This window comes from Enterobacter sp. ECC-219, assembly GCF_043966805.1.
In the GTDB taxonomy this organism is placed as follows: domain Bacteria; phylum Pseudomonadota; class Gammaproteobacteria; order Enterobacterales; family Enterobacteriaceae; genus Enterobacter; species Enterobacter cloacae_N.
In genome coordinates this window covers 1,188,746-1,209,167 of the sequence record NZ_CP143680.1, presented here as the reverse complement: position 1 = coordinate 1,209,167, position 20,422 = coordinate 1,188,746, and the positions used below count along the sequence as shown (strand labels likewise).

At 59.0% G+C, this 20,422-nt stretch carries 18 protein-coding genes and 1 pseudogene; 12 read left to right on the top strand and 7 right to left on the bottom strand.

From position 1 onward, the window contains the following. Both V1603_RS05630 and xynR read left to right on the top strand, forming a co-directional pair. Nucleotides 1-435 carry a DUF3828 domain-containing protein gene (locus V1603_RS05630; RefSeq protein WP_395313591.1) on the top strand — a complete coding sequence of 145 codons (435 nt, stop codon included), beginning with the start codon at nucleotides 1-3 and terminating at the stop codon, nucleotides 433-435. Nucleotides 436-609: 174 nt separating this feature from the next. Then, nucleotides 610-1,368, top strand: a complete 759-nt coding sequence (xynR, locus tag V1603_RS05625; protein ID WP_233003434.1) for a DNA-binding transcriptional repressor XynR — start codon at nucleotides 610-612, stop codon at nucleotides 1,366-1,368. Between the two features lie 4 nt (nucleotides 1,369-1,372). On the opposite strand, the gene V1603_RS05620 is transcribed toward xynR, so the two are convergent. The 5 genes from V1603_RS05620 to V1603_RS05600 all read right to left on the bottom strand — a co-directional run bounded on the left by V1603_RS05620 (nucleotide 1,373) and on the right by V1603_RS05600 (nucleotide 8,174). Then, nucleotides 1,373-2,983: a glycoside hydrolase family 43 protein gene (locus V1603_RS05620; protein WP_395313590.1), complete on the bottom strand. Its 1,611-nt coding sequence runs from the start codon at nucleotides 2,981-2,983 to the stop codon at nucleotides 1,373-1,375. Nucleotides 2,984-2,994: 11 nt separating this feature from the next. Next, nucleotides 2,995-4,377, bottom strand: coding sequence for an MFS transporter (locus tag V1603_RS05615; protein WP_320720085.1), 1,383 nt, complete (start codon nucleotides 4,375-4,377; stop codon nucleotides 2,995-2,997). Nucleotides 4,378-4,603: 226 nt separating this feature from the next. Continuing rightward, entirely contained in the window at nucleotides 4,604-6,571 is a 1,968-nt protein-coding gene (yagF, locus tag V1603_RS05610) for a xylonate dehydratase YagF (RefSeq protein ID WP_395313589.1), read from the bottom strand. Between the two features lie 14 nt (nucleotides 6,572-6,585). Next, nucleotides 6,586-7,494 carry a 2-keto-3-deoxygluconate aldolase gene (gene yagE / locus V1603_RS05605; protein WP_116343957.1) on the bottom strand — a complete coding sequence of 303 codons (909 nt, stop codon included), beginning with the start codon at nucleotides 7,492-7,494 and terminating at the stop codon, nucleotides 6,586-6,588. Between the two features lie 227 nt (nucleotides 7,495-7,721). Beyond that, nucleotides 7,722-8,174, bottom strand: a complete 453-nt coding sequence (locus tag V1603_RS05600; protein ID WP_233003429.1) for a YhcH/YjgK/YiaL family protein — start codon at nucleotides 8,172-8,174, stop codon at nucleotides 7,722-7,724. Between the two features lie 674 nt (nucleotides 8,175-8,848). On the opposite strand from V1603_RS05600, the gene arcA reads away from it, so the two are divergent. The 5 genes from arcA to V1603_RS05575 all read left to right on the top strand — a co-directional run bounded on the left by arcA (nucleotide 8,849) and on the right by V1603_RS05575 (nucleotide 14,100). After that, entirely contained in the window at nucleotides 8,849-10,069 is a 1,221-nt protein-coding gene (gene arcA, locus V1603_RS05595) for an arginine deiminase (protein WP_395313588.1), read from the top strand. Between the two features lie 10 nt (nucleotides 10,070-10,079). After that, entirely contained in the window at nucleotides 10,080-10,991 is a 912-nt protein-coding gene (gene arcC / locus V1603_RS05590) for a carbamate kinase (protein ID WP_116343960.1), read from the top strand. Nucleotides 10,992-11,084: 93 nt separating this feature from the next. Beyond that, nucleotides 11,085-12,089 (top strand): ornithine carbamoyltransferase, encoded by a 1,005-nt coding sequence (gene argF / locus V1603_RS05585; protein ID WP_116343961.1) that lies wholly within the window; start codon nucleotides 11,085-11,087, stop codon nucleotides 12,087-12,089. Nucleotides 12,090-12,136: 47 nt separating this feature from the next. After that, complete coding sequence (locus tag V1603_RS05580; protein ID WP_166709957.1) at nucleotides 12,137-13,540, top strand: YfcC family protein; 1,404 nt, start codon at nucleotides 12,137-12,139, stop codon at nucleotides 13,538-13,540. 80 nt (nucleotides 13,541-13,620) lie between these two features. Next, the gene (locus V1603_RS05575; RefSeq protein ID WP_003863366.1) at nucleotides 13,621-14,100 is read left to right on the top strand and encodes an arginine repressor; all 480 of its coding nucleotides are present in this window, start codon (nucleotides 13,621-13,623) and stop codon (nucleotides 14,098-14,100) included. Nucleotides 14,101-14,103: 3 nt separating this feature from the next. On the opposite strand, the pseudogene V1603_RS05570 reads toward V1603_RS05575, so the two are convergent. After that, nucleotides 14,104-14,221, bottom strand: a pseudogene (locus V1603_RS05570) (hypothetical protein). Between V1603_RS05570 and V1603_RS05565 the strand changes: the two are divergent. The 5 genes from V1603_RS05565 to gbpA all read left to right on the top strand — a co-directional run bounded on the left by V1603_RS05565 (nucleotide 14,201) and on the right by gbpA (nucleotide 17,797). After that, nucleotides 14,201-14,305: a pyrBI operon leader peptide gene (locus tag V1603_RS05565; protein WP_116343963.1), complete on the top strand. Its 105-nt coding sequence runs from the start codon at nucleotides 14,201-14,203 to the stop codon at nucleotides 14,303-14,305. The pseudogene V1603_RS05570 and the gene V1603_RS05565 sit on opposite strands and share 21 nt — an antisense overlap. 34 nt (nucleotides 14,306-14,339) lie before the next feature. Further along, nucleotides 14,340-15,272 carry an aspartate carbamoyltransferase gene (gene pyrB, locus V1603_RS05560; RefSeq protein WP_116343964.1) on the top strand — a complete coding sequence of 311 codons (933 nt, stop codon included), beginning with the start codon at nucleotides 14,340-14,342 and terminating at the stop codon, nucleotides 15,270-15,272. A 12-nt stretch (nucleotides 15,273-15,284) separates the two neighbouring features. Then, nucleotides 15,285-15,746, top strand: coding sequence for an aspartate carbamoyltransferase regulatory subunit (gene pyrI, locus V1603_RS05555; RefSeq protein WP_045631242.1), 462 nt, complete (start codon nucleotides 15,285-15,287; stop codon nucleotides 15,744-15,746). Between the two features lie 74 nt (nucleotides 15,747-15,820). Continuing rightward, complete coding sequence (gene ridA / locus V1603_RS05550; RefSeq protein ID WP_116343965.1) at nucleotides 15,821-16,207, top strand: 2-iminobutanoate/2-iminopropanoate deaminase; 387 nt, start codon at nucleotides 15,821-15,823, stop codon at nucleotides 16,205-16,207. A 138-nt stretch (nucleotides 16,208-16,345) separates the two neighbouring features. Then, nucleotides 16,346-17,797: an N-acetylglucosamine-binding protein GbpA gene (gbpA, locus tag V1603_RS05545; protein WP_395313587.1), complete on the top strand. Its 1,452-nt coding sequence runs from the start codon at nucleotides 16,346-16,348 to the stop codon at nucleotides 17,795-17,797. A gap of 88 nt (nucleotides 17,798-17,885) precedes the next feature. Here gbpA and V1603_RS05540 read toward each other — a convergent pair whose 3' ends face one another. After that, entirely contained in the window at nucleotides 17,886-20,270 is a 2,385-nt protein-coding gene (locus tag V1603_RS05540) for a beta-N-acetylhexosaminidase (RefSeq protein WP_395313586.1), read from the bottom strand. Nucleotides 20,271-20,422: the final 152 nt, after the last annotated feature.

Below are 20,422 nucleotides of genomic sequence, written 5' to 3'. Positions count from 1 at the left end.
ATGAATAAGCTCATCTTAATTGTATTATTCAGCACAGCAGTATTGGGGGCCGAAGATTTTCAGATACCGATGCAGCGCGCCCTTGAATTCAATCGCTGGTACGTCAAACAGGTGAACAACGATCGTTATCCTATTCAACAGGGAAACGAAATCGATAAGTTCGTTACGACCAGCACCATGAAAAAATTACGTCATGCAGCCGATCCCCGTTATGCCGACGCTGAATTTTACGAGGCTGATTTTTTTATGAAATCGCAATATATCGGCGAGGACTGGGCTGAGAATGTAGCTATTGATTCGTATGATTCAGACCCAGTCTGTGTAAACGTGAATATCACGTTTGGCAAAAAGACCCAGCACACAGTCATTGATTGTATGGTTAAAGAAGATGGGATCTGGAAAATTCAGTCTGTCGCCGCTCGGGATAATAATTGATGCCCCCGCTAACAATAATGGAGCCGCCTTTGTTGCCGGGCTGCGATGCGGTCTGGTGCCCTCACCCCGGCCCTCTCCCACGGGGAGAGGGAGAACATCGGCTCCATTTCATTGATTTTTCACCCCGAAAAAGGTACGTTTTCGCCTTAATTCCAGCGTGGACATGCCAGCATTATGCCGATTATTCAGTCTGTTGAACGTGCGTTGCAGATCCTCGACCTGTTCAACGAACAGGCCACCGAGCTTAAGATCACCGACATCAGCAAACTGATGGGGCTGAGCAAGAGTACCCTCCACTCGCTGCTGAAAACCCTGCAGCTTCACGGCTATATCGATCAGAACCCGGAGAACGGCAAGTATCGCCTCGGCATGAAGCTGGTCGAGCGCGGTCATTTCGTCGTGGGCTCCATCGATATTCGTCAGAAGGCGAAAGGCTGGCTGACGGAGCTGTCCCAACGGACCGGGCAGACCACCCACCTGGGGATCCTGGACGGGCGTGAAGGGGTCTATATCGAGAAGATTGAAGGCAAGCTGGCCGCCATCGCCTATTCGCGCATCGGCCGCCGTCTGCCGGTTCACGCCACCGCCATTGGCAAGGTGTTGATTGCCTGGCTGGGCGAGGCCGAGCTGAACGCCCTGCTGGAAGGCTATCAGTACACCACCTTTACGCCCGCTACCCTCGCCTCTCGCGAAGCATTAATGACCGCCCTGACGCAGACTCGCGAGCAGGGCTACGCCCTGGACCGCGAAGAGAACGAGCAGGGCGTGCGCTGCGTGGCGGTGCCGGTGTGGAACCACGAGTCCCGCGTCATCGCCGCCCTGAGCCTGTCGACGCTGACCTCACGCGTGGACGACGCCGAGCTGGCCCGCTTCCGCGAGCAGCTTCAGCAGGCCGGACTCGCGCTCTCACGCGCGCTGGGCTACCCGGCCTGAGCCGTCAGGCCGGCTCGTAGGTGAAGTAGTCAAAGTCTGCGTGACAACCGTCGCCGCTGATGTCCTCGCAGTGCAGCCCCACAAACGCGCCGGTGAAGAAGCCGCGCCCGCCGATGTAGTCATCCGATAGCTTCCACGCCTCATAGGTTACCGGCACGGCGTGCCACGTCTCGCCGTCGAACGAATAGCTATAGCGGTAGACCAGCGTATCCACGTCCACCCGCAGCCAGACGCTCTCCGCATGTTCCGGCACCGGAATGGGCTGCTCGTGCAGCGGCCACGACGGCACGTTGTGGTCGAGCTGAATAACCTTGATGGTTCTGCCCTGCCCCTCCTCGTAGTCCACAAAGCAGTAGCTCCAGTTTTTGCTGTTGTAGTAGCAGGTCAGCCCCGCGCTCTGCTGGAAGTGGACCGGCGAGAACTGCATCCGCGTTTCTGCCCGGAAGGCGAAGTGCTGCCAGCGGCGCGCCACGGTCGACTGGGTGAAGGTCGAGTTGAGCGAGTCGTTGCCGTAGAGCCGTAAGTAGCCCGGGCGCGCGGTGAGCGAGCCGAGGGTGTCGTCGAACGGAATGCGCAGGGTCTGCAGCTCCGGGTCAAGCGAACTAGCGTCGAAATCGTCCCGCCAGGTGGCCTGAACGGCTGCTGGCTGCTCGGCCATCTGCGGGCCGGGCACGGTCAGCTGCGCGTGCTTGCCGCCTTCCACGTACGGCCAGCCGTCGCGCCACTCAATGCGGGCGATGCCGGTCTCGCGCCCCAGCGGACAGTAGCCGCGTCCGCCGGAGGCCAGCAGCGGTACGCCGGGAAGGCGCAGCGGGCGGCTGGTGAGGTAGGCCATGTACCACTCTCCGGTGTGGGTCTGCAGCAGCGAGCCGTGGCCGCTCTTCTGCAGCGGGTTCTCCGGCAGGTGCCAGCTGGTCATCATCGTTACGTCCGGGTGCAGCTCGTATGGCCCGTCGATATTTTTGGAACGCAGCACCACGACGGCGTGCTCGTAGCTGGTGCCGCCCTCGGCGACCATCAGGTAGAACCATCCCGCGTGGCGATACAGGTGCGCCCCTTCGGTGTAGCAGAGCGGCGTGCCGGTAAACAGGGTTTTGCGCTCGGGCGAGAGCGTGCCGGTCTGCGGGTCAAACGCCTGCAACACGATGGTGTTGTGCGGGTTGCTGTGGTGACGCGGCCCCCACGGGCGGTAGATATAGTATTTGCGGCCATCGTCGTCGTGGAACAGGGACGGGTCAAACCCGCCGTTGCCCATCGGGATCGGCTCGCTCCACGGTCCCTCAATGGAGGGCGCAGTGACAAGGAAGTTGCGGCCGTTTTTCCACGGCGAGTCGACAATCTTCACGTCGGTATAGAGCAGCCAGAATTTGCCGTCGGCGTAGCTCAGGCACGGCGCCCAGATGCCGCCGGAGTCCGGGTTGCCCTTCATGTCCAGCATCGACACGTGGTCCAGCGGGGTGCTGACCAGCGACCAGTTTTTCAGGTCGCGGGAGTGGTAGATGCGCACACCCGGGAACCACTCGAACGTTGAGGTGGCGATGTAGTAGTCCTCGCCCTGGCGGCACAGGGACGGGTCCGGGTTGAAGCCGGTCAGGATTGGGTTAGTGATTTCCATATTGCCTCCGGTTAATGGGATGCGGCTGTCGCGGCGTCGGGAACGGCCTCGCCCTGCGCCGCGCGATGCTTGATCAGCTGCTGGCTGATGGCCTCCACGCGGGCGTCGGTGAGCTTGTAGAACGACAGCATGATGAACATGCCCGCGTAGAGCACCACCGGCACCACGCAGAACAGAATTTTGATGGTGGTCAGCACCTCAACCGGCTGCACGCTGCTGCTGGCGGAATAGTTCACGTACGCCAGGATCCAGCCCACCACCGCCCCGCCAATCGCCAGGCCAATCTTCAGGCTGAACAGGTAGGTGGAGAACACCAGCCCGTCGAGGCGGCGACCGCTGCGGCTCTCCTCGTAATCCACCACGTCAGAGGCCATCAGCCACTGCAGCGGCGTGGTGGTGTTAAAGACAAACAGGAACAGGATGTTGAGGGCAAAAATCAGCGCGATGTGCTCAGCCGGGGTGACGAAAATCAGCAGGCTGATCAGCGAGTAGGCGACGATGATCCACTTGAAGGCGGTGACGCGGTCGAAGCGGCCCAGCAGGCGTGAGGAGCAAAGCGACCCGAACATGGTGGCGAGGCTGCCGTAAAGTAAAAACTGGGTCGCCATCTCCGGGTGATCCATCACATATTTCACGAAGTAGAGTGTCGCCCCGCCGCGCACCACGTTGGAGCAGGTCGCCATCATCTTGAACGCGCACATGATGCGCCACTGGCCGTTGCCCAGCAGCAGCCTGAGATCTTTCGCCACCGACGAACCCGGCTGAACCTCAAAGGTGTAGCGCTCTTTGGTGGTGAAGAAGCAGACGTAGAGCAGCACCACGCCAACAAGCCCCAGCACGCACATGGCGCCGAAATAGCCCACCTGCTCATCCCCCTTGCCGATGATGCTCACCAGCGGCAGCGCGATGCCGCTGATGGCGAGCGAGCCCGCCGCCGCCAGGAAGAAGCGCCAGGACTGCAGGGCGTGACGCTCTTTCGGGTCGGCGGTGATGACGCCCGGCATGGCGCAGTACGGCACGTTAACGAAGGTGTAGACCAGGGTCAGGAGAATGTAGGTCACGCAGGCGTAGATGATTTTGCCCTGCGCGGAGAAGTCCGGCGTGTAGAAGGTCAGCACGCAGACGATGCCGAACGGGATGGCGCCCCACAGCAGGAACGGGCGGAACTGGCCGTGACGCGTGCGGGTGCGGTCTACCAGCAGCCCCATCAGCGGGTCGGTGACGGCGTCGAGCACGCGGGAGACCAAAAACAGCGTGCCCATTATGCCCGCCGACAGGCCGAAGACGTCGGTGTAGAAATAGGCCAGCAGGAACATCGTGGCCTGCCAGACGAAGCCGCAGGCGGTGTCACCCAGCCCGTAGCCAATTTTGTCTTTCATGGTTAATTGCGTCATCAGAATTACACCCTTATGTAGTGTGCTGAATTACAACATCGTGTTAATGGAGTGTAATGAGCTGTTCAATTAACCAGCAATGGTCATATCTTATTTCCGAATTACGTTATTTTGCTTTTGTGACGCCGACGATATATCTCAACCTATTGTTTATATTATTAAATAACAGAAATGGAAAAGCCGTCCGCGGAATATTTTCCGCAGACGGTTTTATCTCTGAAAATAATTAAATGCCGAGCGCTTTTTTACCGGCGTTAATTACCTCAATGATTTTATCGGTGTCATAAATACAGCCTTTCCAGGTGCCGCCACTTACCGACTGCAGCGCCGCCCACAGCCGGGTATCGTCCGGCAAAAAGTCGTGGGCGTGCAGGTCCGGGTGCGTCTGCCGCCGCGCCAGCTCGCGCGCGCCCTCCTCCGGCGTCAGCGGGTTGTCCGCCGTGCCGATGAAGTTAACGCTGCCCGTGAGGGTCAGGCGGTCGACGGCGATCTCGATGATGTCATTATCGCGCAGCTTGCCAATCGGCCCGCCCGCCAGCGCTTCCGGCGACACGTGGCCGAAGCAGGCGCCCGTCGACACGCCCGAGAAGCGCGCATCGGTGATGAGCGACACCGTCTTGCCCCATGAGATATGCTTCAGCGCGGAGGTAAGCTGGTAGGTCTCTTCCATGCCGGTGCCGGACGGTCCGCCGCCGATCACCACCATGATATCGCCCTGCGCAATCTCTTCCCGCTTGATGGCCTTGATCGCCTGCGCTTCCGAGACAAACACCCGCGCCCGGCCGGTGTGGCGGTACACGCCATCTTCACCCACCACCGACGGGTCAATCGCCGTGGCCTTGATCACCGAACCTTCCGGCGCGATGTTGCCCGTCGGGAAGCAGACCGTCGAGGTCAGCCCTTTCGCTTTTGCCTTCTCCGGCGGCAGGATCACATCATCCGGATCCACGCCGTCCTGCTCGCGCAGGCACTGGCGGAAGCGCTCACGGCGCTCGGACGCCTGCCACCAGTCGAGGTTCTCGCCCACCGTCTGGCCGGTCACGGTCATGGCGTCCAGATGCAGCAGGCCGAGATCGCGCAGGTGGAGCATCACCTCCGGCACGCCGCCCGCGAGGAACGCGCGCACGGTCGGGTGATAGTCCGGGCCGTTGGGTAGCACGCTGACCAGGCGCGGCACCCTGCGGTTGACGCGCGTCCAGTGCTCAACGTCCGGGATCGTGCAGCCCGCCGCGTGGGCGATGGCCGGAATGTGCAGCAGTAAATTGGTGGAGCCGCCGAACGCCGCGTGGATCACCATCGCGTTTTCGATGGCTTTATCGGTGAGGATATCGCGCGTGGTAATGCCGCGGTTATCCAGCTCGCTGACCGCGCGCGCCGCCTGACGGGCGATCTCCAGCCACACCGCCTGCCCGGACGGCGCCAGCGCGGAATGCGGCAACGCCAGGCCCAGCGCCTCCGCGACCACCTGCGAAGTGCCCGCCGTGCCGAGGAACTGACACCCACCGCCCGGCGACGCGCAGGCGCGACAGCCCAGCTCGGCGGCCTCCTGCAATGAGAGTTCGTGGTTGGCGAAGCGCGCGCCGATGGTCTGTACCTTGCCCGCGTCTTCCCCCACGGTCGGCGGCAGCGTCGCCCCGCCCGGCACCAGAATGGTCGGCAGGTCGTGCATCGAGGCCAGCGCAATCATGGTGGCGGGCAGCCCTTTATCGCAGGTTGCCACGCCGATCACCGCCCGCCGCGTGGGCAGGGAGCGGATCAGGCGGCGAAACACGATCGCCGCGTCGTTGCGGTACGGCAGGGAGTCGAACATGCCGTGCGTACCCTGCGAGCGCCCGTCGCACGGATCGCTGACAAAGGCCGCAAACGGGATCCCGCCGCTGCGGGTAATCTCCTTCGCCGCCGCCTGCATCTGCATGCCGATCTCCCAGTGCCCGGTGTGATAGCCCAGCGCGACCGGGCGCCCGTCTCCGGCGCGGATGCCGCCCTGGGTGCCGATGATCAGCACCTCTTTCCCGGTCAGCCTGTTGGCGTCCCAGCCCATCCCGGCGTTCTGGGTCATGCCGAACAGGTTGCCGCTGGGGGATTCCATCAGCATCTGCGGGGTCAGCGGCAGCGCGCCCTGCGGCCCCGCCGCGTGGGTGATCACCGCATAAAACGCGTCGTCCTGTGGGGTGAAAATTTTCTCAATGGTCATCGTTATCGTCCGGCTCAGCAGAGCTTGAGCTGTTGCAGCAGGGTTTTCAGCTGCGCCTTGCGCGGCTCGTCCAGCGGCGATGCGGGCGGCAGCACGTGCGTGGAGATCGGGCGGCCGCAGAGCACAATCGCCTCTTTAATCACGTTCACAAACGGCGTATCCAGCTGATACATCTGCGGTATTTGCAGTAAGGTCTGATGATACTCAGCCGCTTTCGCCACGTCCCCGTCGCGCCACGCTTTCAGAAGATTCACCGACACCTGCGGGGCAAAGTTGCCGCTCGCCGAGATCGCCCCGTCGCCGCCGAGCAGCAGGGTATTAAAGAGGTGATCGTCATAGCCGCAGAGCACGGTGAAGTGCGGATGGGCACCTTTGACGGTATGGATCATGCTGCGCAGGTGGGCGACGGAGTCGATGGTGTCTTTGATGCCGATAATATTGCTGCGCGAGTCGGCGAGTGTTTTCACCAGCGCCGGGGTCAGATCCTGCCCGGTCAGCGCCGGGAAGTTATAGAGCATCACCGGCAGCGTGACGCTGTCCGCCACCTGCTCGAAATAGCGGATCAGGTTCGCTTCCGACACCTTCCAGTAGTAGGGGTTAATCACCACGATGCCGTCCGCGCCCGCCTGCTGCGCGTGCTGGCTGAGCTCAATGGTTTCCCGGGCGTTGGTGCCGCCGGTGCCGATCAGAACCGGCACACGACGATCGACATGATCGATAGCAAAGCGGGCAATGGTTTTACGCTCTTCGGCACCGAGCTGGGAGAACTCGCCGCCGCTGCCCAGGAAGAACAGGCCGTCAACGCCTGCTTTGATCAGATCGTCGATCAGCGCGGCGGTGCCCGGCTTATCGAGCTGACCGTCGGCGGTAAAAATGGTGGAGACAGGGGGAATGATTCCCGTGAACAACGCGGACTGCGGCATGAGATCTCCTTGCTGAATCATTTTGTTCTACATTATAGAACAGCGTTCATTAATTTAACGATCATACTATGACGCAGAAAAAGGAGAGGTAAATGGGAAGGGAGGAGGGAGTGCGGGAAATTTAAGCTGGATCACAGATTGCGTGGGTGCGGTCTGGTGCCCTCACCCTAACCCTCTCCCACAGGGAGAGGGGACTTTAACACCCTCTCCCCTTGGGTGAGGGAAAATTACTCCACTAACATTTTAACAACCACTTTTCTGACCTTAGCAGGCTCCCCAACCGCGCACAGCGGCTTATGCACTTCACCCGGCCAGAACACCACAAAATCCCCTTCGCTCAGTACCACGGTTTTCTCCTGCTCGCCTTCTGGCAGGAACGCGATGTCTTTGTCCGCCAGCCAGTCGGTGTCCGGCGCGCCGTGCGGCAGGGTACTGAAGGTCATCCCCTCCTGACCCTTCATCACGATCTGGATATCCAGATAGCGCGCGTGGTACTCGGCGCGGCGCTCGGCGAACGGCTGGGTCATGTCTTCCGAGACCAGATAAAACAGGCTGTTGCCGTTGATGTCGTGTTTCCCGAGCGGCGTGGCGTCGGTGACGTGGGCTTTAACGTGCTCAATGGCCTGGCGCAGATCGTCAGTCAGCCAGGACTGCAAATGGTGGATGTTGCCGATAATCATGTTCAACCCTCAATATAAAACAATGTTTCATTTTTATATTTTATACGAGAATCCCCGCTGCCATACCAGCCCTTTTTCGTTGAGATTTGCGCGAGCGCATGTTTATCGGGAATGGTGTTAATTTGCTGTTAATCCTGCTCAGGCATTTATGCAGGGGTTATGCATAACATTGGCAAGTGCATATCGCACGGCTGAACTAACCCTCTGATCATTCAGGTTAATTAACAAAACTCGTTGCCACCTCACACTTTACCGTTCTGATAATGTGCTCAAAAAAGCCATAATTATTTAAGGATTTTTCTTAAGTCAAAAATAGTTAATTACGTTAATTGCATAGCCATTCCCACAGGCATAATTAAACATTAAAAATCAGCAACATAACTGAATGTATCAAAAGATTAAAATCTACAAAATAATAACAATCTCAAATAATGCCACCGAATCCTGCTTAGCTATTCATCCCTGAATAATATGAAATTAATCATTATCTGATGCGAATCATGCAAATGGAAACAAACTCCTTAATATCCGATTTCGCGTGAGCAGCATCACAATAAGGATTATTTAACTGCCTAGTATGAATCACGAAATCAATTGAGCTTAGCCGCCATGTAATTAAACACAACGCATGGCGCATGCCCTTTTTATTCTGAAAAACAGTTAAAGGAATAATTATGGAAAAGCATTATGTCGGTTCTGAAATTGGTCAATTGCGTAGCGTTATGCTGCACCGCCCAAATTTAAGTCTGAAACGTTTAACGCCATCGAACTGTCAGGAGCTGCTTTTCGATGACGTGCTCTCGGTTGAGCGGGCGGGTGAGGAGCATGATATCTTCGCAAACACGCTGCGCGATCAGGGTGTGGAAGTCCTGCTGTTGACCGACCTTCTGACACAAACCCTTGATATTACAGAAGCGAAAGCCTGGCTGCTGGATACGCAGATCTCCGACTATCGCCTCGGCCCTACTTTTGCCGGCGACGTGCGCGGCTGGCTGGCGGATATGCCGCACCGCGAACTGGCGCGCAGACTGAGCGGCGGATTAACCTACGGTGAAATTCCGGCGGCCATTAAAAATATGGTGGTCGATACCCACACGGCGAATGATTTTATTATGAAGCCGCTGCCGAACCATTTATTTACCCGCGACACCTCGTGCTGGATTTATAACGGCGTCTCTATTAACCCCATGGCCAAACCGGCGCGTCAGCGCGAAACGAATAACCTGCGGGCAATATATCGCTGGCACCCGGCGTTTGCCGACGGCGATTTTATTAAGTATTTCGGCGACGAGAATATTAATTACGACCACGCCACCTTAGAGGGCGGCGACGTATTAGTAATTGGCCGCGGCGCGGTACTGATCGGCATGTCCGAACGCACGACGCCGCAGGGCGTGGAGTTCCTCGCCAACAGCCTGTTCAAACACCGTCAGGCCGAGCGCGTGATCGCCGTTGAGCTGCCCAAACACCGCTCCTGCATGCACCTCGACACCGTGATGACCCACATCGACGTGGACACCTTCTCCGTTTATCCGGAAGTGGTGCGCAAAGACACCCAGTGCTGGACGCTCACCCCGGACGGACGCGGCGGCCTGCTGCGCAACCAGGAAACCGACCTGCTGCACGCCATCGAGAAAGCGCTCGGCATTAGCCAGGTGCGCCTGATCACCACCGGCGGCGACGCCTTTGAAGCCGAACGCGAGCAGTGGAACGACGCTAACAACGTCCTGACCATCCGTCCGGGCGTGGTAATCGGCTACGAGCGCAACGTCTGGACCAACGAGAAGTACGACAAAGCGGGCATCACCGTGCTGCCCATCCCTGGCGACGAGCTCGGACGCGGCCGCGGCGGCGCGCGCTGCATGAGCTGCCCGCTGGAACGCGACGGAATTTAAAGGAGCCATCATGGAACGAAAACCCACTCTGGTTGTGGCCCTGGGCGGCAACGCGCTGCTCAAGCGCGGCGAGCCGCTGGAAGCGGAGATCCAGCGCCAGAACATCGAGCAGGCCGCCCGCACCATCGCCGGGCTGACGGCGCAGTGGCGCGTGGTGCTGGTTCACGGCAACGGCCCGCAGGTCGGGCTGCTGGCGCTGCAGAACAGCGCCTACGACAAAGTGACGCCCTACCCGCTGGACGTTCTCGGCGCCGAAAGCCAGGGGATGATCGGCTACATGCTCCAGCAAGCGCTGAAAAATAATCTGCCGCAGCGCGAGGTGAGCGTCCTGCTCACGCAGGTCGAAGTGGACGCCGCCGACCCGGCCTTCAGCAACCCGACCAAGTACATCGGCCCGGTGTACAGCGAAGCCCAGGCGAAAGCGCTGGCCGCGGAAAAAGGCTGGGTGTTCAAGGCCGACGGGAGCTACGTCCGCCGCGTGGTGCCGTCGCCGCAGCCGAAGCGCATCGTCGAGAGCGACGCCATCACCGCGCTGATTCAGCGTGACCACCTGGTGATCTGCAACGGCGGCGGCGGCGTGCCGGTGGTGGAAAACGCCAACGGCTATCGCGGGATTGAAGCGGTGATCGACAAAGACCTCTCCGCCGCGCTGCTGGCGAGGCAGATCGAGGCCGACGCCCTGCTGATCCTCACCGATGCCGACGCGGTGTACCTCGACTGGGGCAAGCCGACCCAGCGCCCGCTGGCGCAGGTGACGCCGGAGCTGCTCAGAGATATGCAGTTCGACGCCGGATCGATGGGGCCGAAAGTGGCCGCCTGCCGCGAGTTTGTTGAAGCCTGCAACGGCATTGCCGGGATCGGCGCGCTGGCCGACGGCGCAGAGATCCTGGCGGGCGAGAAAGGCACGTTGATTCGTAATTGAACACCCTTTTCCCCTCACCCACCTCTCCCTCTCCCCGTGGGAGAGGGCCGGGGTGAGGGCATCAGACAGCTAAATTTTAAAAAGGATTTACCCATGACCATCAACCTGAAAAACCGCAACTTTCTGAAACTGCTGGACTACACCCCGGCGGAGATCCAGTACCTGATCGATCTCGCCATCGACCTGAAGGCGGCCAAAAAAGCCGGGCGTGAGAAGCAAACCCTGGTCGGGAAAAACATCGCCCTGATCTTTGAAAAAACCTCCACCCGCACCCGCTGCGCTTTTGAAGTGGGCGCGTTCGACCAGGGCGCGCAGGTCACCTACCTCGGCCCAAGCGGCTCGCAGATTGGCCATAAAGAGTCGATGAAGGACACCGCCCGCGTTCTGGGGCGCATGTATGACGGCATTGAATACCGCGGCTACGGCCAGGCCATCGTCGAAGAGCTGGGCGAGTACGCGGGCGTACCGGTATGGAACGGCCTGACCGACGAGTTCCACCCAACGCAAATCCTCGCCGACCTGATGACCATGCTGGAGCATTCGCCGGGCAAAACCCTGCCAGAGTTGAGCTTTGCCTATCTCGGCGACGCGCGTAACAACATGGGCAACTCGCTGATGGTCGGGGCGGCCAAGATGGGGATGGATATCCGCCTCGTCGCGCCGAAATCCTTCTGGCCGGAAGCCGGGCTAGTTGAGCAGTGCCGCGCCATCGCCAAAGAAACAGGCGCGCGCATTACCCTCACCGACGACGTGGAAGAAGGCGTGCGGGGGACCGATTTCCTCTACACCGACGTGTGGGTCTCCATGGGCGAGCCGAAGGAAGCCTGGGCCGAGCGCGTCAGCCTGATGAAGCCGTATCAGATTAACGCGGACGTGATGAAGGCCACCGGAAACCCGAACGTCAAGTTTATGCACTGCCTCCCGGCGTTCCACAACGAGCACACCAAAGTGGGCCGAGAGATCGAGATGGCGTACGGCCTGAAGGGGCTGGAGGTGACGGAAGAGGTCTTCGAATCACCGAACTCCATCGTTTTCGACGAAGCAGAGAACCGCATGCACACCATTAAAGCGGTCATGGTGGCGACACTCGGCGACTAATCACCGCCCGGCGCGCCGCGGGGTGCGCCGGGTTTCAGGAGAACATCATGGGCAAGTTTAAGTTTCCCTCCGCTTACACCATTCTCTTTTTTCTGATTGCCGTGGTTGCCGTGCTGACGTGGATTGTGCCGGCCGGGCAGTACCATATGGCGATGAACGAGGCGCTCGGCAAGGACGTGCCGGTTGCCGGCACCTACGCGCACGTGGCGGCGCATCCGCAGGGGCTGGTTTCGGTGCTGATGGCGCCGATTGCCGGGCTCTACGATCCGGAATCCGGCCAGGCCGGGGCGATCGACGTCGCGCTGTTTATTCTGATCATCGGGGGCTTCCTCGGGATCGTCACCAAAACCGGGGCGATTGACGCCGGGATCGAGCGCGTCACCACTAAGTTGCGTGGCCGCGAGGAGTGGATGATCCCGATCCTGATGGCGCTGTTTGCCGCTGGCGGCACAATTTACGGCATGGCCGAGGAGTCGCTGCCGTTCTACACCCTGCTGGTGCCGGTGATGCTGGCGGCGCGGTTCGATCCGGTCGTCGCCGCGTCCACCGTCCTGCTCGGGGCGGGGATCGGTACCCTCGGCTCTACTATTAACCCGTTCGCCACGGTGATCGCCGCCAACGCCGCCGGGATCCCCTTCACCAACGGCATCATGTTGCGCATCGCGCTGCTGGTGATTGGCTGGGTTATCTGCGTGGCGTGGGTGATGCGCTACGCCCGCAAGGTCCGCAAGGATCCTTCGCTGTCGATCGTGGCGGATAAGCAGGAAGAAAACCTCGCCCATTTCCTCGGCAACAAGGGCGAGCAGTCGCTGGAATTTACCCCGGTGCGCAAACTCATCCTGGTGATTTTCGCCCTCGCCTTCGCGGTGATGATCTACGGCGTGGCGGTGCTGGGCTGGTGGATGGCGGAGATCTCGGCGGTGTTTCTCGCCAGCGCGATTATCGTCGGGCTGATTGCGCGGATGAGCGAAGAGGAGCTGACCTCAACCTTTATCAACGGCGCGCGAGATTTGCTGGGCGTCGCGCTGATTATCGGCATCGCGCGCGGTATCGTAGTGATCATGGATAAGGGCATGATTACCCACACCATTTTGCACAGCGCCGAGGGGATGGTCACCGGGTTGTCGACGGTGGCGTTTATCAACGTGATGTACTGGCTGGAAGTGGTGCTGTCGTTTCTTGTGCCATCTTCGTCCGGCCTGGCCGTTCTGACGATGCCGATCATGGCGCCGCTTGCCGATTTCGCTAACGTCAACCGCGACCTGGTGGTAACGGCTTACCAGTCGGCGTCCGGCATCGTTAACCTTGTCACTCCCACCTCTGCCGTTGTGATGGGCGGGCTGGCTATTGCCCGCGTGCCCTACGTGCGCTATCTGAAATGGGTCGCGCCGCTGTTGGGGATATTAACGGTGGTGATTATGGTGGCGTTAAGCCTGGGTGCCATGTTGTGATTTGCCGGATGGCGCTGCGCTTATCCGGCCTACGGATCGGTGCAGTGCCACCGGTTATTTCGGGAACTGATATGGGAACTATGATGGATTACGAAGAGTACTCTCCCAAAGAGCAACTACAGCTAACGGTCTGCCAGCGTCTGATCGCGGAAAAAAGCTATCTCTCTCAGGAGGAGATCCGCCGCGACTTGCAGGAGCGGGGTTTTGAGACCATCAGCCAGTCCACCGTTTCACGTCTGCTCAAGTTGCTTGGTGTCATAAAAATTCGAAATGCCAAAGGTCTAAAAATTTATTCGCTGAATCCCCAGCTGCGCCCTGCCCCCGATGCCGCGCGCACCGTATCCGAAATGGTGGTGAGCGTGGAGCACAATAGCGAATTTATCCTTATCCATACCGTTGCCGGATATGGCCGCGCGGTGGCGCGTATTCTGGATTATCACCAGTTACCGGAAATTTTAGGCGTGGTGGCCGGAAGCAGTATCGTCTGGGTCGCACCCAGGGTCGTGAAGCGCACCGCGCTGGTGCATAAGCAAATTAATTATTTACTCAGAACGCATTAATATTCATAAAGAACCGTTTGCATTGAGTAAAGCGTGCATTAAATCGCTTGATCCGCAAAGCGAGCTGCGTATAATGCCCGACAATTTGCCGGGAGGAAGCATGGTCAAGCGTGTACGACATAACGTCTTACCGCGTCTGAATTCAGACGCTGGCCTGCCGTTTTTCTTCCCGTTGCTAAACCTATTCCCAGAGCCCCTCATTTGAGGGGCTTTTTTTTGCCCGGCGTCAGGAGATAAACATGAATCCGCTTTATCAAAAACACATCATTTCCATAAACGACCTCAGCCGCGAAGAGCTGGAACTGGTTCTGGAAACCGCGGCAAAACTGAAGGCCAATCCGCAACCGGAGCTGCTGAAGCACAAGGTGATTGCGAGCTGCTTCTTCGAAGCTTCAACCCGCACCCGCCTCTCCTTTGAAACCTCCATGCACCGCCTGGGCGCGAGCGTGGTGGGCTTCTCGGACAGCAGCAATACGTCGCTGGGTAAAAAAGGCGAGACCCTGGCGGACACCATTTCAGTCATCAGTACCTACGTGGACGCGATTGTGATGCGCCACCCGCAGGAAGGCGCGGCGCGTCTGGCGACGGAATTTTCCGGCGGCATTCCGGTGCTGAACGCCGGTGACGGTGCCAACCAGCATCCGACGCAGACCCTGCTGGATCTGTTCACCATTCAGGAGACGCAGGGCACGCTCGAGAACCTGAACATCGCCATGGTCGGCGACCTGAAGTACGGCCGCACCGTCCACTCCCTGACCCAGGCGCTGGCGAAATTTAACGGCAACCGTTTCTTCTTCATCGCCCCGGACGCGCTGGCGATGCCGCAGTACATTCTCGACATGCTGGACGAAAAAGGCATTCAGTGGAGCCTGCACGCCAGCATCGAAGAGGTGGTGGGCCACGTGGATATTCTCTACATGACCCGCGTGCAGAAAGAGCGTCTGGATCCGTCCGAATACGCCAACGTGAAGGCGCAGTTCGTGCTGCGCGCCAGCGACCTCGACGGCGCGCGCGACAACATGAAGGTGCTGCATCCGCTGCCGCGCATCGATGAAATCGCCACAGACGTGGACAAAACGCCGCACGCCTGGTACTTCCAGCAGGCCGGAAACGGCATCTTCGCCCGCCAGGCGTTACTGGCACTGGTTCTGAATCGCGAATTGGCACTGTAAGGGGAAACAACAATGACACACGATAACAAACTCCAGGTTGAAGCCATCAAGCGTGGCACCGTGATTGACCACATCCCTGCACAGGTGGGCTTTAAGCTGCTGACGCTGTTCAAACTGACCGAAACCGACCAGCGTATCACCATCGGCCTGAACCTGCCGTCGGGTGAAATGGGCCGCAAGGATCTGATTAAAATTGAGAACACCTTCCTGACCGACGAGCAGGTTAACCAGCTGTCGCTGTACGCGCCGGACGCCACGGTCAACCGCATCGACGAGTATGAAGTGGTCGGCAAATCCCGCCCGAGCCTGCCGGATCGCATCGAAAGCGTGCTGGTCTGTCCGAACAGCAACTGCATCAGTCACGCTGAGCCGGTTTCCTCCAGTTTTGCAGTGAAAAAACGCGCCAATGACATCGCGCTCAAATGCAAATACTGCGAAAAAGAGTTTTCTCATTATGTGGTGCTGGCCAACTAATTGAGGTTGGTAAAGGATCCCGGCCTCCCTATAATGGCCGGGAACATTTAATCAGCTGTTATTCTGGAGAAATCATGACCAAAGTACTCGCGACGGAAAGTGCACCAGCGGCTATCGGCCCTTACGTTCAGGGCGTCGATCTGGGCAGCATGATCATCACCTCTGGGCAGATCCCGGTGAACCCGAAAACTGGTGAAGTGCCGGCCGACGTAGCGGCACAGGCGCGTCAGTCGCTGGAAAACGTGCAGGCGATCGTTGAAGCTGCCGGTCTGAAAGTGGGCGATATCGTGAAAACCACCGTTTTCGTGAAAGATCTGAACGATTTCGCGACCGTTAACGCCACGTATGAAGCCTTCTTCAACGAGCACAACGCCTCCTTCCCGGCGCGCTCCTGCGTTGAAGTGGCCCGTCTGCCAAAAGACGTGAAAATTGAAATTGAAGCGATTGCCGTACGTCGCTAATTTATTTCAATAAAGAGAAGGCAGCTCCGGCTGCCTTTTTTATTTCGACTACTTTTACTCTCTGTATAATATGACATGTCAGTCAGTCCATTATTAGACTCTCCCCTCCCGGTAATATTCTCTAATAATGGATGAGTAATGAAACTTTCAAAAATTGCACTTGCCCTTGCGACATTGACCGTTGCATCTTCAGCATTTGCTCACGGATATATTGAATCTCCGGCCAGCCGCGCTTATATGTGTAAGCTGGGTCAAAACGTTGACTGCGGCTCTGTACAGTATGAGCCACAGAGCGTAGAGAAAACCTCTGGCTTCCCGTCAGGCGCTGAGCCCGCGGACGGACATCTCGCCAGCGCGGGTATTTCTCAGTACTCTCAGCTTGATAAGCAGAGCCTGAATGCCTGGACCAAAAACCCGATGACGGCGGGCCCACATGAATTCGTCTGGCACCATACTGCACCGCATAAAACCACCAACTGGCGTTATTACATTACTAAGCAGAACTGGGATCCAAATAAGCCGCTGACTCGCGATCAGTTTGAATTAACCCCATTCTGTACAATCAACGGAAATAACCAGGCTCCTGCCGTCACAAAAAGCATGACCTGTAATGTTCCTGAGCGCACGGGCTACCAGGTTATTTACGGCGTATGGGAAATTGCGGATACCTCGAACAGTTTCTATCAGGCCATTGACGTTGATTTCGGCAACGGCGGCAACGTCACCCCGGACGACACGCCTGCGGTGGTGTCCGAATGGAACAAAACGCTGAGCGGGCAGATTGCCGGTAATAACCTGAATGCAGGCGATAAAGTCATCGCGCGATTCTTCGATGCCAACGGCGAAGTTGCCGCCATGCGCACCGAGATGACCATTAGTTCAGCAGCCCAGGGGGATGCGAACCAGTGGGCATACGATCTGGCGCAGAAAATCAACGCGGCGCACAGCGACGTACGCGTCGGCGTGAAGGATGAAGCGGGTGAAATCAGCCCGGTCCACGGCGCGAACAGCGTCTTCGTCAAAGACGGCAGCGCCCTGCAGTCCGTTGCGATCTCGTATGAAGAGCAGAAGGCGGAAGTGCATGAAACCATTGCCGTTTCTAACCTGCAGTACAGCAAAATCGAGAACGGCAAGGCAACCGTCACCTTCCACGTAAACACCAAAGGTGACGTGAACCTTGAAGCACACGTGATGAACCACAGCGGTGCGGAAAAAGGCTACTTGAAGCAGGACATGAACAACGCCAACCAGGACGTGACCATGACCCTGAATGACGTGACGGCGGGTCACCACATGCTGAAATACTACGCGACCAACAAAGACGGCACGATGTTCGCCCAGGACGTGCTGAACCTGATGCTGGAAGGCGATTCAGCCGCAGACGGCACCGGTCAGCACGATTTTATCTTCCCGGACAGCATTGCGTCTTACAAAGCGGGTACCGTGGTACTGCAGCCTAAAGACGGTAAGACCTACGAGTGCAAGCCGTTCCCGTACAGCGGCTACTGCGTGCAGTACAGCCCAACCGCAAACCAGTATGAGCCAGGCGTTGGCGCACACTGGAAAGAGGCGTGGGTGCTGAAGAACTGAGTTGCTTGATTCCCTCACCCTAACCCTCTCCCAAAGGGAGAGGGAATTTATACACCCTCTCCCTTTGGGAGAGGGCCGGGGTGAGGGGTTACTGATTCCGCGTCGCCCGCAGCAGCGTCTCCAGCGGATATACCGCCGCAATCACCACCTCGTCCTGCACCTTCGCCGCGTTATCCAGCTCGCTCTGAATCGACGCAATCTCTTTATCATCCAGCGTGCCCTGGCGCGCCACCAGATCCGTCAGCCTCAGGCCAATCGAGGCCAGCTTATCCACCTCCTGAATCACCGGTTTCATGCTCTTCAGCTGATAGCTGTTTTCGCTTAGCGCCAGCGCGTCGCTGGTGTTGCCCTGCCAGCGGTTAAAGACGTGGCGCAGCGCGTCGGCACTTTCCGTGTCTTCCGCATCGCTCACCAGCCTGTCGGCCCATTTGTTCATCTGCCGCACCGTGGCGCTTTCGGCGTTCAGTGCATCCGCGAAGCGGTTGAGCGGTTCGAACTGATGATAATTTCCCGCCTGGAACTTCAGGTGCTGGCGGGTGTAATACTGCGCGGGCTCCACCGCCTGGGCGAGGATTTGCAGCGGCAGGGTGTCGGCACTGTTAGAAAGGCGCGTGAACTGCACCTGCTGCTGGGTATGCTGCTGCAGCCCGACGGACACCGTCGACCAGCTGTCCATCGCCTGCAGGCGGGTATACATGTTGTCGACGTCGTTGACGTCCTTCGCTGACCACAGCCGCTCCGCCACCGCAAAGGCGCGCGGCCACAGGCGGATATCCAGCACCGGTGCGACCACGTTCTCCGCCCACAGCGCGGCTTCACCGCCGAGCAGGTTGGCCTGATTCGCCACGTCCGGCACGACGGGCGGAATGCCTTTCGGTACCTCGTCCACACGCGAGCCGCTAATCGGGTAGCGCGTATTCCCCATCAGGAAGTAACCGGAAAGCTTGTCGTTATCAACGTTGACGACCGGGCGCGTCTCGCCCATCCAGGTGTCGACGGTGAAGGTCACCTGATTGTCGTCACGCCATTCAATGTCCTGCACCGCGCGGCGGGATTTCCCGGCAAAATCAATAAATCCGCGCCAGCCGGCATCCCCTTTTACCAGCGTAAAGCTCCCCTCTACCGGCTTGCCCTTCAGGCGAGGCATGGTGAAGGCCCAGCTCTGGACGCTGTCGGTGTCTGCAATCACATCCACGCCGTTCAGCCCCTGCGGGACGATTTCATTGCGGTAGTGGTAGGCGGTGGACTGGGGCTGATCGAGATAGAAGCCCGTCGAGAGAATGCCTTTGTAGCCGTTCTGCGCCACCTGCCCCAGCGCGTCCTGCCCCTGCCAGGACTGGATCAGAATGCTTTTCGGCAGGTCGGGATGGTAGATCTCGTCCCAGCCGACCATCTGCCGGTGATGCTTCTCAAGGATCGTTTCCAGCCTGCGGTTGAAATACGCCTGCAGCGCGTGGCTGTCGGCAAGCTTCTTATCGCGCATAAATTGCTGAATGGCCGGGTTCGCTTTCCACTGGCTGTCGTCCACCTCATCACCGCCGATGTGCAGATAGTGATCGGGGAAGATCGCCGCCAGTTCGCTGACCATCGCGTCGGCAAAGGCGTAGGTTGCGTCTTTTGTTGGATCCAGCACCGGCTTCAGCACGCCCCAGCTGCGCTCCATGCTGTATGGCCCCGGGGCGCTCATCAGCTCCGGATAGGCCACGGCAATCGCCGAGGCGTGGCCCGGCATGTCGATCTCCGGCACCACGCGAATGCCGCGCTCGGCGGCGTAACGCACCACCTCGCGCATCTGTTCAGGGGTGTAGAACAGCCCGTCGCTGGCAAGCTGCGTCAGCTTAGGGTAGCGCTTCGAGCTGAAGCGCCAGCCCTGATCGTCGGTCAGATGCCAGTGCAGGACGTTGAGCTTCGCCGCGGCCATACCGTCGATCTGGCGCTTGATATCCGGCAGCGGGATAAAGTGGCGCGCCGAGTCGAGCAGCAGTCCGCGCCACGGGAAGCGCGGCGAATCTTCAATGGTGACCCACGGCAGCGAGGTGTTTTCCGCGCCGTTCTGCATCAGCTGGAGCAGCGTTTCCATGGCGCGCAGCGCGCCGAAGCGGGTGTTTGCGGAGATATCGACGCCGTTGGCGTCCACCGTGAGCCTATAGCTTTCATCGCTGTCCGGCAGCGGCTGCGGCTTGACCTTTTTGGCAATCGCGATGCGGATGGTCGGTTTGTCTGGCTTTTCAGCCTGAGGCTGCAGCGTCCAGCCGGTTTGCAGGGCAATGCGCTGGCGCAGGCGGTTGACGGCGTCACCGAGATCGTCCCCGGTGACGCTAATGGATACGTTGTTGCTGAGCACCAGCGCGCCCTGGGTGGTCGGGCGTTCGACCTTAGCAGGCCAGGGCATCAAAGGGAGATCGCCTGCCGGAGCGGCAAAGGCAGAGGCGCCGAGCATCAGCCCGGCGGTTAAGAGACTGTACCGTAACATGAATGTTCCTTATCTGACGGGCCAAATAAAGGCAAAACATTCTGTTAACATGCGCTCAATTTGTCGTCAAGCGAATGCGCCGATGGAGATCACAGGTTGTTGAATTTGGGAGGAAAGCCAGTCCCCTCACCCCGGCCCTCTCCCCAAAGGGG

Coding starts and splice junctions, on each gene's coding strand:
- pyrB (WP_116343964.1), top strand. CDS start 14,340: ATGAATCCGCTTTATCAAAAACACATCATTTCCATAAACGACCTCAGC.
- gbpA (WP_395313587.1), top strand. CDS start 16,346: ATGAAACTTTCAAAAATTGCACTTGCCCTTGCGACATTGACCGTTGCA.
- yagF (WP_395313589.1), bottom strand. CDS start 6,571: ATGACCATTGAGAAAATTTTCACCCCACAGGACGACGCGTTTTATGCG.
- V1603_RS05600 (WP_233003429.1), bottom strand. CDS start 8,174: ATGATTATCGGCAACATCCACCATTTGCAGTCCTGGCTGACTGACGAT.
- argF (WP_116343961.1), top strand. CDS start 11,085: ATGACCATCAACCTGAAAAACCGCAACTTTCTGAAACTGCTGGACTAC.
- pyrI (WP_045631242.1), top strand. CDS start 15,285: ATGACACACGATAACAAACTCCAGGTTGAAGCCATCAAGCGTGGCACC.
- ridA (WP_116343965.1), top strand. CDS start 15,821: ATGACCAAAGTACTCGCGACGGAAAGTGCACCAGCGGCTATCGGCCCT.
- V1603_RS05620 (WP_395313590.1), bottom strand. CDS start 2,983: ATGGAAATCACTAACCCAATCCTGACCGGCTTCAACCCGGACCCGTCC.
- V1603_RS05575 (WP_003863366.1), top strand. CDS start 13,621: ATGATGGATTACGAAGAGTACTCTCCCAAAGAGCAACTACAGCTAACG.
- V1603_RS05630 (WP_395313591.1), top strand. CDS start 1: ATGAATAAGCTCATCTTAATTGTATTATTCAGCACAGCAGTATTGGGG.
- V1603_RS05540 (WP_395313586.1), bottom strand. CDS start 20,270: ATGTTACGGTACAGTCTCTTAACCGCCGGGCTGATGCTCGGCGCCTCT.
- V1603_RS05580 (WP_166709957.1), top strand. CDS start 12,137: ATGGGCAAGTTTAAGTTTCCCTCCGCTTACACCATTCTCTTTTTTCTG.
- xynR (WP_233003434.1), top strand. CDS start 610: ATGCCGATTATTCAGTCTGTTGAACGTGCGTTGCAGATCCTCGACCTG.
- arcC (WP_116343960.1), top strand. CDS start 10,080: ATGGAACGAAAACCCACTCTGGTTGTGGCCCTGGGCGGCAACGCGCTG.
- V1603_RS05565 (WP_116343963.1), top strand. CDS start 14,201: ATGGTCAAGCGTGTACGACATAACGTCTTACCGCGTCTGAATTCAGAC.
- arcA (WP_395313588.1), top strand. CDS start 8,849: ATGGAAAAGCATTATGTCGGTTCTGAAATTGGTCAATTGCGTAGCGTT.
- V1603_RS05615 (WP_320720085.1), bottom strand. CDS start 4,377: ATGACGCAATTAACCATGAAAGACAAAATTGGCTACGGGCTGGGTGAC.
- yagE (WP_116343957.1), bottom strand. CDS start 7,494: ATGCCGCAGTCCGCGTTGTTCACGGGAATCATTCCCCCTGTCTCCACC.